General features: G+C 35.3%; 17 protein-coding genes. 11 read left to right on the top strand and 6 right to left on the bottom strand.

Annotation, left to right across the window (positions count from 1 at the left end; all coding sequences use genetic code 11):
- Window positions 1-119 (bottom strand): glycosyltransferase family A protein (locus tag MVY38_RS11015; protein WP_366939740.1); only part of this gene is annotated, 119 nt, incomplete at its 3' end.
- A gap of 206 nt (window positions 120-325) precedes the next feature.
- Between MVY38_RS11015 and MVY38_RS01665 the strand changes: the two genes are divergently transcribed.
- On the top strand, window positions 326-1,561 hold the full coding sequence (locus MVY38_RS01665; RefSeq protein WP_297482815.1) for an outer membrane protein transport protein: 1,236 nt from the start codon (window positions 326-328) through the stop codon (window positions 1,559-1,561).
- Window positions 1,562-1,791: 230 nt separating this feature from the next.
- Here MVY38_RS01665 and purM read toward each other — a convergent pair whose 3' ends face one another.
- A complete protein-coding gene (gene purM, locus MVY38_RS01660; protein WP_297482813.1) occupies window positions 1,792-2,790 on the bottom strand; it encodes a phosphoribosylformylglycinamidine cyclo-ligase in 999 nt (332 codons plus the stop codon).
- A gap of 3 nt (window positions 2,791-2,793) precedes the next feature.
- Window positions 2,794-2,988, bottom strand: a complete 195-nt coding sequence (locus MVY38_RS01655) for a DUF2892 domain-containing protein (RefSeq protein ID WP_297482810.1) — start codon at window positions 2,986-2,988, stop codon at window positions 2,794-2,796.
- 94 nt (window positions 2,989-3,082) lie between these two features.
- Here MVY38_RS01655 and MVY38_RS01650 point away from each other — a divergent pair, with 94 nt between their 5' ends.
- Genes MVY38_RS01650 through dapF form a run of 3 tightly spaced genes read left to right on the top strand, consistent with a single transcriptional unit; the run spans window position 3,083 to window position 4,994 of the window.
- Window positions 3,083-3,631: a spermidine synthase gene (locus tag MVY38_RS01650; RefSeq protein ID WP_297482807.1), complete on the top strand. Its 549-nt coding sequence runs from the start codon at window positions 3,083-3,085 to the stop codon at window positions 3,629-3,631.
- Window positions 3,631-4,224 carry a dephospho-CoA kinase gene (coaE, locus tag MVY38_RS01645; RefSeq protein ID WP_297482803.1) on the top strand — a complete coding sequence of 198 codons (594 nt, stop codon included), beginning with the start codon at window positions 3,631-3,633 and terminating at the stop codon, window positions 4,222-4,224. Before MVY38_RS01650 ends, coaE begins: the two co-directional genes overlap by 1 nt.
- Window positions 4,221-4,994 carry a diaminopimelate epimerase gene (dapF, locus tag MVY38_RS01640; RefSeq protein WP_297482800.1) on the top strand — a complete coding sequence of 258 codons (774 nt, stop codon included), beginning with the start codon at window positions 4,221-4,223 and terminating at the stop codon, window positions 4,992-4,994. Before coaE ends, dapF begins: the two co-directional genes overlap by 4 nt.
- 10 nt (window positions 4,995-5,004) lie before the next feature.
- On the opposite strand, the gene prfA is transcribed toward dapF, so the two are convergent.
- Together prfA and rpsT are read right to left on the bottom strand one after the other, a co-directional pair.
- Entirely contained in the window at window positions 5,005-6,072 is a 1,068-nt protein-coding gene (gene prfA / locus MVY38_RS01635; protein ID WP_297433362.1) for a peptide chain release factor 1, read from the bottom strand.
- 12 nt (window positions 6,073-6,084) lie between these two features.
- Window positions 6,085-6,345: a 30S ribosomal protein S20 gene (gene rpsT / locus MVY38_RS01630; protein ID WP_297482798.1), complete on the bottom strand. Its 261-nt coding sequence runs from the start codon at window positions 6,343-6,345 to the stop codon at window positions 6,085-6,087.
- 132 nt (window positions 6,346-6,477) lie between these two features.
- Between rpsT and glmM the strand changes: the two genes are divergently transcribed.
- From glmM to MVY38_RS01595, 7 genes are all read left to right on the top strand, one after another.
- Window positions 6,478-7,821, top strand: coding sequence for a phosphoglucosamine mutase (gene glmM, locus MVY38_RS01625; RefSeq protein WP_297482795.1), 1,344 nt, complete (start codon window positions 6,478-6,480; stop codon window positions 7,819-7,821).
- Window positions 7,814-8,269 (top strand): signal peptidase II, encoded by a 456-nt coding sequence (gene lspA / locus MVY38_RS01620; protein WP_297482792.1) that lies wholly within the window; start codon window positions 7,814-7,816, stop codon window positions 8,267-8,269. Before glmM ends, lspA begins: the two co-directional genes overlap by 8 nt.
- A 74-nt stretch (window positions 8,270-8,343) precedes the next feature.
- Window positions 8,344-9,642 carry a trigger factor gene (tig, locus tag MVY38_RS01615; protein ID WP_297482789.1) on the top strand — a complete coding sequence of 433 codons (1,299 nt, stop codon included), beginning with the start codon at window positions 8,344-8,346 and terminating at the stop codon, window positions 9,640-9,642.
- Window positions 9,643-9,645: 3 nt separating this feature from the next.
- Window positions 9,646-10,236, top strand: a complete 591-nt coding sequence (gene clpP / locus MVY38_RS01610) for an ATP-dependent Clp endopeptidase proteolytic subunit ClpP (protein WP_297482786.1) — start codon at window positions 9,646-9,648, stop codon at window positions 10,234-10,236.
- A gap of 9 nt (window positions 10,237-10,245) precedes the next feature.
- A complete protein-coding gene (locus MVY38_RS01605) occupies window positions 10,246-11,304 on the top strand; it encodes a GGDEF domain-containing protein (protein WP_297482783.1) in 1,059 nt (352 codons plus the stop codon).
- A 15-nt stretch (window positions 11,305-11,319) separates the two neighbouring features.
- Window positions 11,320-11,844 (top strand): peptide deformylase, encoded by a 525-nt coding sequence (gene def, locus MVY38_RS01600; protein WP_297482780.1) that lies wholly within the window; start codon window positions 11,320-11,322, stop codon window positions 11,842-11,844.
- Between the two features lie 69 nt (window positions 11,845-11,913).
- A complete protein-coding gene (locus MVY38_RS01595) occupies window positions 11,914-13,422 on the top strand; it encodes a YifB family Mg chelatase-like AAA ATPase (RefSeq protein ID WP_297482777.1) in 1,509 nt (502 codons plus the stop codon).
- A gap of 3 nt (window positions 13,423-13,425) precedes the next feature.
- On the opposite strand, the gene MVY38_RS01590 is transcribed toward MVY38_RS01595, so the two are convergent.
- Window positions 13,426-15,863 (bottom strand): efflux RND transporter permease subunit (locus tag MVY38_RS01590; protein ID WP_297482774.1); only part of this gene is annotated, 2,438 nt, incomplete at its 5' end.

The raw sequence follows: 15,863 nt of genomic DNA, 5'->3' as shown, positions 1-15,863 counted from the left end.
ACTTCAAAATATTGATTTGGCAATATAACATCGGAATCTAAAATGATAAAATAGTTCCCTTTTGCTTTAGACATACCGTAATTTCTACTTTGCCCTGCACCACTATTTTCTTTATATATATAGCTATTATTGCTCTTTAATTATATAAACAGATAATTAATAGTTGTTTTAGTAATATAACTTCCATTTTTCATTATAACTATAAGTTTTTTTAATAATTATATCCTTATTGTTAAGATTTTATTAATTTTTTATCACATATAATACAAGTAATCGAAATAGCTTATGCTATCTCAAAATTTTGATATTACTCTGAGGAGAGAAAATGAAAAAAACGATTAAATTAGCAGTAGTAGCTGCTTTAGTTTTAGGTACAACTTCTGCGTTTGCAACAAATGGTGCAACTTTAATAGGTATGGGTGCTGAAGCTCGTGGTATGGCTGGAACTGGTATTGGTATTGCGCATGGAGCTGAGTCAGCATTAGTGAATCCGGCATTGATTACATCAGTAAAAAATACAGAGATTTCTTTTGGTGGAACTTTTTTTATGCCAGATGTTAGTTATGCTTCACAGGGTGGAACGAGTGCAGATAGTGATGCAGATTTGAGTGTTATTCCAGAGGTATCTCTAGCTACTAAAATTAATGATAATTTTTATGTTGGTATTGGTATGTGGGGTACAGGTGGAATGGGTGTTGACTATCGTGATGCTGCTGCAAGTGCTGGAACTATGAATATGGTTACTAATCTTCAACTTATGCAATTTGGTGTTCCTTTAGCATACACTACTAATGGTTTTAGTATAGCTGTAACACCAATATTACAATATGGTTCACTTGATATAAATTATGTTACTGATACTACAGGTGACGGTAAGGCTAATGATAATGGTATGGGTGTTGCACAAGATTTAAAATTTGGTTATAACATCGGTTTAGCGTATGAGATATCTGGCTTTACAGTTGGTGCTGTCTATAAATCTCAAATTGATATGGAGTATAAAGGATTTGATCATGTAGTAACTCCTTTTGTTAATGATAGTCAAACTGGTGGTACATATGATAATAATAAATTATCTACTCCTGCAGAGATGGGTATAGGTATTAGCTATACAATGGCTGAACATACTTTAGCACTTGATTATAAAAATATTAAATGGTCTGATGCAAAAGGATATGAAGATTTTGCATGGGATGATCAAAATGTAATCTCTTTAGGTTATGAGTATAAGGCAAAAGGTTGGGCAGCTCGTGTTGGTTATAACTATGCATCAAGTCCAATCTCTCAAAAATCACAGGCATATAATAATAGTGCCAAATTAAATGGTGATACAATCAATATGTTTAATCTTTTAGGTTTTCCTGGTATTGTTGAATCACACTATGCTGTGGGTGGAACATATAGTCTTAATGAACAAACATCTGTTGATTTAGCATTTACTTATGCTCCAGAGAAGAGTGAAACTTATAAAGCATATAATCCAAAGGCAAAGCAAGAATATGATATTACAACAAAACACTCACAAACTGGTGTTAGTGTACAGTTGAATTACAATTTCTAAGAACTTGTAAAAGAAATTCTCCTTTCTTTCATACCGCCTTTTGGCGGTATTCTTTACTATAAAACTCTTAATAAATTTTCTCTTTTTATAAACAGCTATTTTATTTCCTATATTTATATCATTTGATTTGAATCTATGCGAAAGTGGATTTTTGTAGTGTTATGTGTAGCTAAACGCAGTGACTGCGTTTAACTAAAGAATAGTTTTGTGGCAAGAGGAAAAATCCCTCTTTATACCATTTTAGCTTCGCGTGAGCCTTCTTTTATCTCACCAATAAGGTAAGAACCTTCTGCAGTTTCAAGAACTTTTGCTACATTTGCTTCTTCAACAACAAGTATCATACCGACACCCATGTTAAATGCTCTAAACATCTCATCACGGTCCACATGTTCGCTCATAAGTTCAAATATAGGCAATACTTTGATGGCGTCTTTTTTCACTTCTGCCATAAGGTTTTCAGGAAGTACACGAGGAAGATTTTCTACTATTCCTCCGCCTGTGATGTGTGCCATTGCTACTATTTCATTTTTTAACTCTTTAAAAGTTTTTACATATATATTTGTTGGTGTTAAAAGTGTTTCAATAAGTGGCTTACCATTGAAATCTTCTTCAAATTTCATTTCCATTTTTTCAAATAAGACTTTGCGCGCTAGTGAGAAACCATTTGAGTGTAGTCCAGAGCTTGGAAGGGCTATGAGCTTGTGTCCAGCTCGTACAAGTGAAACTCTATCCATTTCAGACTTTTCAGCAACACCCACTGCAAAGCCTGCGAGGTCGTAGTCATCTTCAGAGTACATTCCTGGCATCTCAGCCGTTTCACCACCTATAAGCGCACATTCGCTGCGTTTACAACCCTCTGCTATGCCTGCTACTACATTTGTCGCTACATTGACATCAAGTTTACCAGTAGCGTAGTAGTCTAAAAAGAATGATGGCGTAGCAAAGTTACAAATGAGGTCATTGACACACATTGCAACAAGGTCTATTCCTACTGTGTTGTGAATGCCACTGTCAATTGCGAGTTTGAGTTTTGTACCAACTCCATCAGTTGCAGCAAGCATTACGGGTTCATTAAATCCTTTTGGAAGTTCAAATGCACCAGCAAATGAACCTATACCACCTAAAACGCCAGGAACTTTTGTACTTTTTACTAAAGGTTTGATGTTCTCTACAAAACTGTTTCCAGCGTCTATATCTACACCTGCATCTTTATAACTAATTTGACTCATTATCTACTCCGAATCTTGTGGTAAATCGCATTTTTTTGAAAAAATACAAAGTGGACAGAAATTTGCGATTCCAGCGATAAGAGGAAGCACACCTAAATAGAACCAATTGATACCAGTAATGACGCCAGTTACAATCAATGCAAGCCCTACAACAATACGCACTACTCTACACACTTTTCTAATTTTATTAAAATCCATTAGATACCTTTAAACTTTTTGTAATTATATCAATACTTAAGTAAAATTAATCCTAATATGTTAAAATCGCTTCTAAATTAAAGGAATTTATACAATGAAAGAATTTATTTACAATGAGATGATGGTACATGTACCACTTTGTACACACAAAGAGCCTAAAAATGTACTTATTATAAGCTCAAACGCAGCAGGTTTCGTTACAGAAATACAAAAGTATATGGACGATATTAGCTGTGATGTTATCTCTGCTGAAATGAATCTGCTACGAGAAGTTGAAGATAATAAGTATGATGTAGTTATTTCAGAACTTGAAAATGATGCGGCTGTTTTAGCACATATTAACCGTGTGCTTAACGAAGAGGGGCTTTGTGTTGTCAAACATCCAAATCTTGATGATGTAGATGCGAATAAAAATATTATGCAAATTCTTGGAAAGTATGCGAAAATCGTTATGCCATATAATCTTGGAAACTGCACAACAGCACTTTTAGCATCAAAAGAGTACCATCCAACTGCCGACATTATTTTAAATCGTGCTGATTTGATTGATGGGCTTGAATATTATAATTCAGATGTACATCCTGCTGCGTTTGCTATGGGAAACTACATCAAAAAAGAGTACTTGGGCATTATTAAAAACTAATGGCGTACAAATATGCTATTGCCCTCACTGGAAGTATAGCAACAGGTAAAAGCACTGTTGCTTCCCTTTTAGCTCTCAATGGTATGCGGGTCATTGATGCAGATACAATTTCACATGAGATCTTGGATGCATCTACTGAGTGGGTTAGGGAGACTTTTGGGAATGAATATCTTCTTGGTACAAAAGTAAACCGTGCAAGGCTTGGAGAGTATATTTTCTCTCATCCTCAAGCAAAAGAGACTTTAGAAGAGTATTTACATCCAAAAATTAAGAGTGAAATTCAAAAACGCAGTGAGAAACAAGATAGTTTTAAATTTCCTTATCTTATTGATATTCCTCTTTTTTTTGAAAATGGAAACTACGACATTAAAGAGAGTGTAGTAGTTTATACTCCAAAAGAGGTGCAACTTGAGCGTTTTATGAAACGCAATGGTTACTCTAAAGAGGAGTCACTCAAACGCATTGCTTCACAGCTTCCAATTGATGATAAAAAAGAGCGTGCTACTTGGGTAATAGACAACTCAAAGAACTTAAAACACCTACAAAATGAAGTAGAGAATTTTGTAGAAAAGATTAAGGAGATTTACTTATGATAGTATCAAAATATAGTGCAAATGGAAATGATTTTGTAATATTTCACTCTGATGTAAAAGAGGATAGAAGCGAACTTGCAAAAATAGTTTGTCATCGTCAAGAGGGTGTTGGTGCTGATGGGCTTATAGTGTTACTGCCAAATGAGAAAAAAGCAGATGAGTATGATTTTGAGTGGCAGTTTTACAACTCAGATGGCTCTTATGCAGATATGTGTGGTAACGGAAGTCGTGCTTGTGCGCATTACGCTTTTAATAATAGTATAGCTCCCTCAGAGATGAAATTTTTAACAGGTGCTGGTGTTATCGCGGCAAGAGTAGAGCAAAACACTCCAAAGAGTGCTATGGTTGAGAGTGAATTAACGCCTCCTCAAATTCTTGAGCAAGAGATTGTATTCAATGGGCATACTTGGTGGCTTATAAATACAGGTGTTCCTCATCTTGTACGATATAGTAAGACTATAGAGAATTTTGACATAGAAGAAGCACGCGAACTGCGTTATGTCTATAATGCTAATGTAAATGTAATGCATATTACAGAGGATGGAAATCTTCGTGTACGCACTTATGAACGAGGTGTAGAAGATGAAACGCTAGCATGTGGAACAGGAATGTCTGCTTGTTTTTATAGAGCTTTTAAAGAAGAAAAAGTAAAAAATAATATTGAAGTTTATCCTACAAGTGGTGATACTCTCTATCTTGGTTACAATGGAAGAACGATTACTTTTAAAGGAAGAGTGAAAAAAACTTTTGAAACAGAGTGGGAAGTTTAAGCAGGCTGGATTATAATCCAGCTGCCTCAACAATTTTTGCTTGATGGTCTGCTATGAGTGGTTCGACTATTTCATCGAGTAAACCTCCACCCATAATTTCAGCAAGACGGTAGAGCGTTAAGTTGATTCTATGATCACTTATACGGTTTTGAGGATAGTTGTAGGTACGAATACGACCACTTCTATCTCCCGTTCCTACTTGTGCTGCTCTCTCTGCTGCATTTTCAGATTGTTGCTCTTGCATTTGTAAGTCATAAAGCCTTGCTTTTAAGACTTTCATCGCTTTATCTTTGTTTTTATGTTGCGATTTTTGATCTTGATTTGTTACTACTAAACCTGATGGTATGTGTGTAATTCTAACAGCTGAGTCAGTTGTATTTACACATTGTCCTCCACATCCAGATGAACGCATAACATCTATGCGTAAATCATTATCGTTAATCTCAATCTCAACATCATCTACTTCAGGCATAACGGCAACTGTAATTGCTGAAGTATGCACGCGTCCTTGAGATTCTGTCGCTGGAACACGCTGTACACGGTGTGTTCCACCTTCATATTTCAACCGACTGTAAACCTGTTCACCTTTAATGAGTGCTGTAACCTCTTTGTATCCACCAGCATCTGATGGTGAAGTAGAGATAATTTCAATTTTCCAGCCTCTCAAATCTGCATATCGTGTGTAGGCATCAAATAGATCACCTACGAAAATAGCAGCTTCATCCCCACCCGCACCTGCACGAAGTTCAACAATGATATTTCTATCATCGTTAGGATCTTTTGGAAGTAGAAGCATTTTTATCTCTTCTTCCATTATAGGTTTTTGTGGTTCAAGCTCTTTAAGCTCTTCTTTTGCCATATCGCCCATTTCAGAATCACTTAACATCTCTTTTGTATCTTCGATGTCTTGAATAAGTGTTTGGTACTCTTTTGTTTTTTCAACAATAGGTAAAAGTGAAGATTGTTCTTTTGAGAGCTCTGTCATTCTTTTAATGTCAGAAGTGATGTCAGGTGAACTTAGCAATTCGCTAAGTTCATTGTAGCGGTTGATAAACGGTGTAAGTTTATCTGCTAACATAAGTAGCTTACCTTATATTGCGTTTACAGATTTGTGTAGACGGCTTACTTTTCTAGCTGCAGTTTCTTTTTTAAGAATACCTTTGCTTACGAATTTATGAATTTGTTGGTTAGCAACTTTAAATGCTGCTTGTGCTTCTTCTTTGTTTCCAGCTTCAACTGCTGTATTTACTGCTTTTACGATGTTTTTAAGACGAGTTCTGTAAAAACGGTTACGCTCTGTACGAACGATTGTTTGACGAATTCTCTTAATTGATGACTTGTGATTTGCCATTTGAGTCCTTTTTGGAATTTTAAGTGCGCAATAATAGCTTAAAGATAATTAAAATTAAGTTAAAGACAAGTTAAAAGTAGAATTATAATAGAATTATGTTAGAATATAGCAATTTAAAACATGGATAACATAATGCGAAAATTATTTGGTACAGATGGTGTAAGAGGTGAGGCAGGTTCATTTTTAACTGCAGGTTTGGCAATGCGTGTGGCAATGGCTGCTGGTATCTACTTTAGAAAGAACTCTGTTAACAATAGAATTCTTGTTGGTAAAGATACTAGAATCAGTGGATATATGATTGAAAATGCAATTGTTGCAGGACTTACAGCAACAGGGTATGATGTTATTCAAATTGGACCCATGCCAACTCCTGCTATTGCATTTATAACAGAAAATATGCGTTGTGATGCAGGTATAATGATTAGTGCTTCTCATAACTCTTTTGAAGATAATGGAATTAAATTTTTTGATGGTGATGGTAATAAACTCTCTGAGGCAATTGAGAGAGAGATAGAAGCAATTGCAAATGATTCTGAGGCAATTCTTGAAGGACAAGTAACTGCAACAGCAATAGGTAAAGCAAAAAGAATTGATGATGTGATTGGTCGCTATATAGTACAGTTAAAGAACTCTTTTCCTCTTGATTTATCACTTCATGGCATGAGAATAGTGCTTGATACTGCAAATGGTGCCGCTTATAAAGTTGGTCCAACAGTTTTAGAGGAGCTTGGTGCAGATATTGTTGTACTTAATAATGAGCCAAATGGCTTTAATATTAATGAAAACTGTGGGGCACTGCATCCTAAAGAGTTGGGAAAAAATGTTCTTAAATACCGTGCTGATCTTGGTATTGCACTTGATGGCGATGCTGATAGAATTGTTGTTGTTGATGAAAAGGGTAAAATAGTAGACGGAGATCATCTCCTTGGTGCGCTTGGAATGTATATGTACAAAGAGGGCAAACTCAAAGGCAATGGAATTGTTGCAACGGTCATGAGTAACCAAGGTCTTGATGATTATGCGAAAGAGAATGGCATTACGCTTTATCGTTCAAATGTTGGTGATAAATATGTACTAGAGTTGATGCATGAAAAAGGGATTAACTTTGGTGGTGAGCAGAGTGGTCATATTATTGTAAATGATTTTGCTAAAACGGGTGATGGGCTTGTGAGTGCTTTACAAATCTTGGCACTTTTAATTAGAACAAATAAAAAAGCATCAAAAGCACTGCGTCCATTTAAACTCTATCCTCAAAATTTAACAAACATAAAAGTAAAAGTAAAAAAACCTTTAGAAGAGATAGAGGGACTAGATGAAAAATTAGCTGCTATTGAAAATGATAATATGCGTCACCTTGTAAGATACTCAGGGACAGAGAATAAATTAAGATTGCTTATTGAAGGAAAAGAGGCTAAAAAAATGAATGCTTCTATGGATGATTTAATAACATTTTTTGAAAAAGCACTCAATGCCTAATAAATCGCTGCGTTTTAGCGCTACGCTGCTCTTCTCTTTAGCAGGTATTTTTATTATAGATCAGAACATTAAGTCGCTTTTTGTGGATGGCTTTCGTTATTACACAAATTGTATAGATCTGATTTTAGTTTATAACAAGGGTGTGGCATTTTCAATGTTCTCTTTTTTAGCAGAGTACTTGAAATATATACAGTTGGTTTTAGTGCTTGGTGTGATGGGGTATGTCTTTTATCTTAAAAAGCTCTGCTATGCAATGCCTGCTGGAATTTTACTTGGGGCTGCGTTTTCAAATATTTATGATCGCTTTATTCATGGTGGTGTGGTTGATATGGTTTACTGGCATTGTGGATTTAACTTTGCTGTTTTTAACTTTGCTGATGTAATGATAGATGTAGCAGTTGCGTGGATACTTTTGCTTAACTTTAGACCTAAGTTATGTAAAAGCTAGATAAAAGCACTTTTTTGGTATTATTGCCCAAAATAATAGTGCTAATACTATACAATAAAATATAAAGGAAATTGATGGAAATCAAATCAAATAAAATTAATGGTGCGAATGCTGAGATAGAAGCTACAATCTTAAGAGATGAAGTAGATGCTAACATTGAAAAGATTGCTAAAGAGTTGGCAAAAACTGCAAGCGTTCAGGGTTTTCGTAAAGGTAAAGTTCCAGTTGCTGTAGTGAAAAAGCAATATGGTGAAAAACTTGTTGAAGATGCTGAAGCTGAAGCACTACGAGAGGTACTTTCTAAAGGTCTTGACGAACTTGGAATTAGCAATGATTCTTTAATCGGAGAGCCTACTATTTCTAAATTTGATAAAAGTGATGATAAAATCGAAGTAGCTGTAAAAGTTGCAATGCGTCCACAAATTGACCTTGGCGATATAAAATCTTTAGTACCAGATTTTACAAAACCAGAAGTTACAGATGAAGAGGTTGATGCAAGAATTAAAGAGATTGCAGAGGGACAAGCTCCTTTAGTTGATATTAAACGCAACCGTAAAATGAAAGAGGGTGATGTAGCTGTTATTGATTTTGAAGGTTTTATTGATGGTGAAGCTTTTGAGGGTGGAAAAGGTGAAAACTTTGAGCTTACTCTTGGTTCAGGGCAATTTATTCCTGGATTTGAAGAACAACTTATTGGTGTAAAGCGTGATGAAGAAGTCACACTTCCTGTCTCTTTCCCTGAAAACTATGGCGCTGAAGCATTAGCTGGTAAAGCAGCAGAGTTTAAAGTAAAAGTAAATCAAATTAAAGTAAAAGATGAGGTTGTTGTTGATGATGAGTTAGCAAAAAAACTTTTACAAGGTGATGAAGAAGCAAGTTTAGAAAAATTAAAAGCTGAAGTTAAAAAAGCAATTGAGCAAGAAAAACTTGCAAAACTTTACAATGAAGAGTTAAAACCAAAACTTTTAGAAACATTGGTAGAAAAAATTGACTTTGACCTGCCAGAATTTGTTGTTGAGCAAGAGATTGATATGGCTGTGAACAAAAAAGCATCCCAAATGAGTGAAGATGAAATCAAAGAGCTTCGTGAGAATCCTGAAAAATTGAAAGAACTTCGTGAAACTTTCCGTGATGATGCTATTCAAAGTGTAAAAGCAACTTTCATTATTGATGCATTAGCACAAGATATGGGTGTTAAAGTTGAAGAGCAAGAAGTTATGCAAACAATTTACTATGAAGCTATGCAAATGGGGCAAGATCCACAAAAAGCGTATGATCAATATAAAGATGCTGGTTATCTTCCTGCAATTCAAATGTCAATGGTAGAAGATAGAGTTTTATCAACTCTTTTAAATGAAAAAATAGAAGCATAAAGTATGAGTTACATTCCTTATGTAGTAGAAAAAAGTGGACGCGGTGAGCGTTCATACGATATTTTTTCTCGTCTTTTAAAAGATAGAATTGTTATGCTTAGCGGTGAGGTGAATGATGCTGTGGCTTCAACAATTGTGGCGCAGTTTTTATTTCTTGAAGCAGAAGACCCTGAAAAAGACATCTATTTCTACATTAACTCTCCAGGTGGAGTTGTAACTGCTGGGATGGCAATATTTGATACTATGAACTATATCCGTCCACATGTGGCTACTATTTGTATAGGTCAAGCAGCATCTATGGGTTCATTTCTTTTAAGTTCTGGTGAAAAGGGCAAGCGTTATGCATTGCCTCATGCACGAATTATGATTCACCAACCACTTGGTGGGGCACAAGGGCAAGCTACTGATATAGCTATTCAAGCGGAAGAAATTTTGCGTATGAAAAAAGAACTCAACAGTATCTTGGCTAAAAATACAGGTCAAACTGTGAAAACTATTGAAAAAGATACAGATCGTGATAACTTTATGAGTGCCGCAGAGGCAAAAGATTACGGAATGATTGATGAAGTTTTAATTAAAAACGACAAAGAGTAAGGGGTTGATATGGCAGGTTCATTAAAACGAAGAAGTCGAAGAAATATTGATAATATTGCTGATGATTTACAAAAAGTACCTGTCATAAAAACTCTTAATGACACAAATGTTTCTAGTGATATTGAAATCTATGCAAAAGAGGTCTTAAATGCTCTTATAGCAGATAGCCTTCCTCCTACTCCAAATAATTTTTCTCTCTATTTTGATAGACTTTTAGAAGATAAAAGTGAAAATATGCGCAAGCAGATTCATGAGATGTTAGAGCTTGAAGAGAGTAATGATACAGAGACAACTATTGAACTAGAAAAGAGTCTCAAACAGGGTTTTTCTTCAATCAAAAATATATTAAATACCACTGCAAATCTTTATAAAAATATGTCTTTAATGACAAAAATTCTTGAAAAAAGAAAAGAAGAGCTTGCAAAAGATCCTGAAATTAGTGAAGCCATTGGTATAGTGAGTGTTTTAGAGGGTGATGTTTCAAAACTTAACTCAATTTTAAAGACACAAAGTGTTCAGATGAAAAGCTCTTATGATGCAACTGCAAAAATTGTGAAGAGTGTTGAAAATGAGACTATATTTGACAATAAATTTGGGGTCTATAACAAACGCTATTTATTAACAAAAATTGAGCAGGAGATTGAGCTTATATCTAAGTTTAACCACCATAGTTCACTTATTATGATAGAGCTTTCTAAAACGCTTAAGCAAAATATTACTAATGAAAAAGCCCTCACTTTAATGACAAGAACAATAGCACGACTGCTTCTTAAAACTTCAAGACGAAGTGATATTGTGGCACATTACGGAAATGGAGTTTTTGCGATGTTGTTAAAACATACGGATATTCCAAGTGCAAAGAAAGCGAGTGAAAGATTATGTGATTTAGTCTCTAACTCTAACTTTTTTCTAGCTGATCGCGAGATACAGTTACGAATTTCTATTGGAATCACAGATATAGACACAAGACATTCTGTCGAAGAAATAGTGGTGAGTGCTATGAATGCTATTGAAAAAGCATACGAGAGTAAAAAATTAGATTATGCTGTATCATTACGAGCAAAATAAGAGAGTGAAAAAAATATGCAATTAACAATTGTTGAGTATCCAGATAAGCGTTTAAAAAATAAATCTAAAGAGATTAAAAATTTTGATGCAGAGCTACATAAACTTTTAGATGCAATGCATCCATTTATGATTGAAACAAATGGAATTGGTCTTGCGGCTATTCAAGTGAATTATCCTATTCGTGCATTAATTCTAAATATTCCAAATGAAGATGGTGAGCAGCCTCCTGAAAATCTTTTAGAGGTAATTAATCCTGTGATTACAGCGAAGTCCGGAGAGACAAGCTACCAAGAGGGTTGTTTGAGTGTTCCAAAATTTTATGAAGATGTTACGCGCTATGAAAAGATAACGCTGCATTATCAGGATAGATATGGAAATACAAAAACTTTGGAAGCGGATGATTTACTTGCTATTGCTCTTCAGCATGAAATAGATCATCTTGAAGGGATTTTATTTATAGACCATCTTTCTTATTCACGACGAAAAAAGTTTGAAAAAGAGTACAAAAGAATGTTGAAAGAGAGAAAACAGAAAAAATAATATGGCAAAATGCCATATTATTATATATATTTTGAGAATTAGTGTACTATTTTTTTAAAGGAAAATAGTATGAAAACAGTTCGTTGTGCAACTTATGAGGGTATTGAAGCAAAAGTTGTTGATGTAGAATCAACACTCACCAAAGGCTTACCCTCTTTTTCCATTGTCGGTATGGCATCAACGGCTATTACCGAGTCAAAAGAGCGTGTAAAATCTGCACTTTTAAGTAATGATTTTACTTTTCCTCCAAAACGCATCACCTTTTTACTCGCCCCTTCAGAACTTGCTAAATCTGGCTCACAATTTGATCTAAGTATGGCGTTGCTTATTTTACTAAACGCAGTCGATACAGATTTAAGTGAATGGTTCGTTTTTGGTGAATTGGGACTTGATGGCAGCGTAAAAGAGAATATTCAGCTCTATCCTCTCATACTTTCTCTTGCAAATCAGGGGCTTATATCTAAAGCACTTGTTCCTTATGAGTCTTTGGAAAAATTATCAAAAATTCCAAATGTTGCTTTTTATGGAGTAAAAAATCTTAATGAAGCTGTAGAAATTTTAAAAAATCAAGAAAACTTTGAGCCAAGTATTCAAAAGTCAGAGATTGCCTACCCTAGCTATGAGATTGCTAACGAGCGGTACTATTATATGAAAGAGTATGATGAAGATTTTATTGATGTTCGTGGTCAAGAGGTGGCAAAGAGGGCTGCTCTTATCGCAGCAGCTGGTTTTCACAATATTATTTTTGAAGGAAGCCCTGGGTGTGGTAAAAGTATGATTGCAAGTAGATTGCGTTATATTTTACCGCCGATGAGTGCAAGTGAGATTTTAGACAATGCCAAGTTAGAAGTTTTACAAGGTGATGAGCCCTCTTTTAGTCCTAGAAGAGCTATAAAAAATCCTCATCACACATCAACAATGGCGAGTATATTTGGTGGTGGTTCACATAAGGCAAAGATAGGAGAAGTTGGACTGGCTAACAATGGTATTTTGTTCTTCGATGAGTTACCGCATTTTTCTAAAAATGTTTTAGAGTCTCTGCGAGAACCCATGCAAGATGGAAAAATCAGAATTTCTCGTGTAAATTCAAAGGTAGAATACCCTGCAAAATTTTTATTTATAGGGGCTATGAACCCGTGTCCTTGTGGAAATTTACTCGATGCACATAGAGAGTGCAGATGTAGTGATTTGGAGATACAAAGATATAAAAACCGCCTCTCTGATCCTTTTTTAGACAGAATAGATTTAAGTGTAGTGATGCAAAATGTCAATGTGGATGACAAAGCAAGTTACTCCTCAAAAGAGATGCACAAGATGGTTGTCGAAGCTCATATTTTTGCAAAAAGGCGAGGGCAGATAAGTCTAAACGCAGCTATGAGTGATAAAGAGATAGAGCAGTATTGCACCTTAGATGCTGAGGCACAAAGTGTTTTATCGATGGCAGTTGAGAGATTCAAACTCACATTTAGAAGTATAAAAAAAGTACAAAAGGTAGCCAGAACAATAGCAGATTTGGAGAAATCACAACTTATAGATAAAAAACATATCTTAGAAGCGATTTCCTATAGAAGAAGGTAAAAGTTACGAAACCTTTCCAACTTCATAAAATTTTCTTAGCCATGCATCTACTGGATTGATAAGTTTGTAGATTGCAGGGACTACAAAAAGTGTCAGTATCATAGAACTTAAAAGTCCTCCGATGATGGAGATTGCCATTGGTGCTTTTGTTTCACTCCCTATTCCATCTCCTAGTGCAAGTGGTAGCATTGCAAAAATCATGGCAAATGTAGTCATAAGAATTGGACGAAGTCTCTTCTCTCCAGCTTCAAGCAGTGCTTCATCTGCACTTTTTCCTTTTGCTCTTGCACCATTGGCAAAGTCAACAAGTAAAACTGCATTTTTACCAACCATACCCATCAGGAGCATAAAGCCAATCATAACAAAGAGAGAAAAGTGTAAGTGGCTCATATAGAGTGCCAGCATAACCCCTATAATGCTGAGTGGCAGTGCAAACATAATGATGATTGGCTGTATAAGTGATTCGTAAAGAATAGCTAAAATAATGAACATAAGAATGACGGAAAGCCCTAGAGCAACACCAAATGCTTTGGCTGTTTTTCCCATCTCTTCAGCAAAACCAGTAAATCTGTATGTAACACCTTTTGGGAGGAGTTTATCTATTTTCTCTTGGGTGTATTTGACTGCACCACCGAGATCGAGTCCAAATAAATCAGAGTAAACTGTTACCTGTCTTTGTCTGTCATAGTGATAAATAGTAGCCTGTGCAGATGCTTTTGTGATGTTGATAAGTCCACTTAAAAATACTAAATCTCCATTTTTTGCACGGAGTTGTATTTTTTTAAGGTCTGCTATACTTTTTCTATTGGCATCATTAAAACGCAGGGTAATATCATACTGTTTTCCATTCTCTTCAAAGTGCGAAATTGCAATATCACTTGAAAACGCAGTGGCAATGGCAGAGGCTATTTGTGTAGCACTAATGCCGAGAAGGCTGGCATTTTCTCTAAGAATAGTGATGTTATATTCTGGTTTTGGTCTTTCAAGATTTGTATCAATATCTACAAAACCTTTTTTTGCTTTTAGTGCGGCTACAAGATTTTCTTTTGCCTTTTCTAAAGAGGCAAAAGAGTCTGATTTGAGAACAATTTGATAGGGAACACTTACCCCCGCACCTTTAATATCTGGAATGGCAGCAACAGTTATAAAGAGATTTTTAGCAAAAGGTTTGAGCGCATCTCTTGTGTTTTGTATGATTTGCTTCTGTTTTATTGTCCTTTTCATCTTCGGTATCAGTTTGACATAGATGCGTGCTTTGTTTTTCTCTTTAGCAGCATCATACGCGATGCTGAGTGTTGTAAAGGCAACATATTTGTTTGCTCTTATTTTATCTTCTACAGCCTTTGATTTTTGTATCATCTCTTGGAGTGATATTCCTGGTTGGGCTTTTATTTTTACAGCAAATTCTGCTTTATCCTCTTTTGGAATGAAGTCCATACCAATTTTAGGAAAGAGGGAAAGGGAACCTATAAAAAGGGCAAGTACAAGAAGAATTGAAGAGATTCTAAAACGCAGTACAAGCTTGAGAATAGATGCATAGATATTTTCTAACCATACAAAAAATGGTTCTGTGAAGTTGTAAAAACGGCTCTCTCCTTTATGTAGTACTCTTGCACTTAGGCTTGGAATAAAACTGAGCGCGATTGTGTAGGAAATAATGATGGCAAAGCCAACTGTCATAGCAAAACTCTCAAAGAACTTTCCAACAATTCCGCTCATATTGGAAACAGGTAAAAATACAGAAAGAAGCATTGCTGAAATCGCTAAAATAGCAAATGCCATCTCTTTCGTACCCTCATAGGCTGCTTCAAATTTTCCCATACCAGCTTCCATCTTTTTGTAAATATTCTCAATTACAACAATGGCATCATCAATGATAATTCCGATGGCAAGTGTAAGCCCAATAAGTGTCATTTTATTGAGATCATATCCCATAGCATTCATAAGTGCAAAAGTACCAAAGATTGATGCAGGAATAGAGAGCGCAGATATAAAAGTAATGCGTATATTTCGTAAAAATATAAAGATAATAATTGCTGCAAGAATAGCACCATAAATAAGATCAAATTTTACATCATTAAGGGAATTTATGATGAATGGCGTAGTATCTTGTAGTAAATCTATGCCAAATCTTCCATCGCTAAGTTTGTTTAACGCTGGAATGCTAGCTTTTACTCTCTTTACAACATCAAGGGTATTTGTCCCAGAGATTTTTTGTACCTCAAGCATTACACCTTGAACACCATTATAAGAGGAGTAACTTTGTGCATCACTTAGTGTATCGACAACAGTTGCCACATCTTTGAGTCGTATGCCATCTTTGATTTTTATATTTTGTAAATCTTTGACATTCATAGCATCAGCATGGACTTTTAAAATAAAATTATGCTCTTTTGTGATGATTTTACCACCACCTATTTTCACATTTTCATTCTCTACAT

Source organism: Sulfurimonas sp. (assembly GCF_027056685.1).
Lineage (GTDB): Bacteria > Campylobacterota > Campylobacteria > Campylobacterales > Sulfurimonadaceae > Sulfurimonas.
The sequence above is the reverse complement of the archived record's forward strand: the minus strand, read 5'-3'. Positions and strand labels throughout refer to the sequence as shown.

Bases quoted from the DNA above. Each gene is read 5' to 3' on its own strand.
- MVY38_RS01665 (WP_297482815.1), top strand. From the start codon at position 326: ATGAAAAAAACGATTAAATTAGCAGTAGTAGCTGCTTTAGTTTTAGGT.
- purM (WP_297482813.1), bottom strand. From the start codon at position 2,790: ATGAGTCAAATTAGTTATAAAGATGCAGGTGTAGATATAGACGCTGGA.
- MVY38_RS01655 (WP_297482810.1), bottom strand. From the start codon at position 2,988: ATGGATTTTAATAAAATTAGAAAAGTGTGTAGAGTAGTGCGTATTGTT.
- MVY38_RS01650 (WP_297482807.1), top strand. From the start codon at position 3,083: ATGAAAGAATTTATTTACAATGAGATGATGGTACATGTACCACTTTGT.
- coaE (WP_297482803.1), top strand. From the start codon at position 3,631: ATGGCGTACAAATATGCTATTGCCCTCACTGGAAGTATAGCAACAGGT.
- dapF (WP_297482800.1), top strand. From the start codon at position 4,221: ATGATAGTATCAAAATATAGTGCAAATGGAAATGATTTTGTAATATTT.
- prfA (WP_297433362.1), bottom strand. From the start codon at position 6,072: ATGTTAGCAGATAAACTTACACCGTTTATCAACCGCTACAATGAACTT.
- rpsT (WP_297482798.1), bottom strand. From the start codon at position 6,345: ATGGCAAATCACAAGTCATCAATTAAGAGAATTCGTCAAACAATCGTT.
- glmM (WP_297482795.1), top strand. From the start codon at position 6,478: ATGCGAAAATTATTTGGTACAGATGGTGTAAGAGGTGAGGCAGGTTCA.
- lspA (WP_297482792.1), top strand. From the start codon at position 7,814: ATGCCTAATAAATCGCTGCGTTTTAGCGCTACGCTGCTCTTCTCTTTA.
- tig (WP_297482789.1), top strand. From the start codon at position 8,344: ATGGAAATCAAATCAAATAAAATTAATGGTGCGAATGCTGAGATAGAA.
- clpP (WP_297482786.1), top strand. From the start codon at position 9,646: ATGAGTTACATTCCTTATGTAGTAGAAAAAAGTGGACGCGGTGAGCGT.
- MVY38_RS01605 (WP_297482783.1), top strand. From the start codon at position 10,246: ATGGCAGGTTCATTAAAACGAAGAAGTCGAAGAAATATTGATAATATT.
- def (WP_297482780.1), top strand. From the start codon at position 11,320: ATGCAATTAACAATTGTTGAGTATCCAGATAAGCGTTTAAAAAATAAA.
- MVY38_RS01595 (WP_297482777.1), top strand. From the start codon at position 11,914: ATGAAAACAGTTCGTTGTGCAACTTATGAGGGTATTGAAGCAAAAGTT.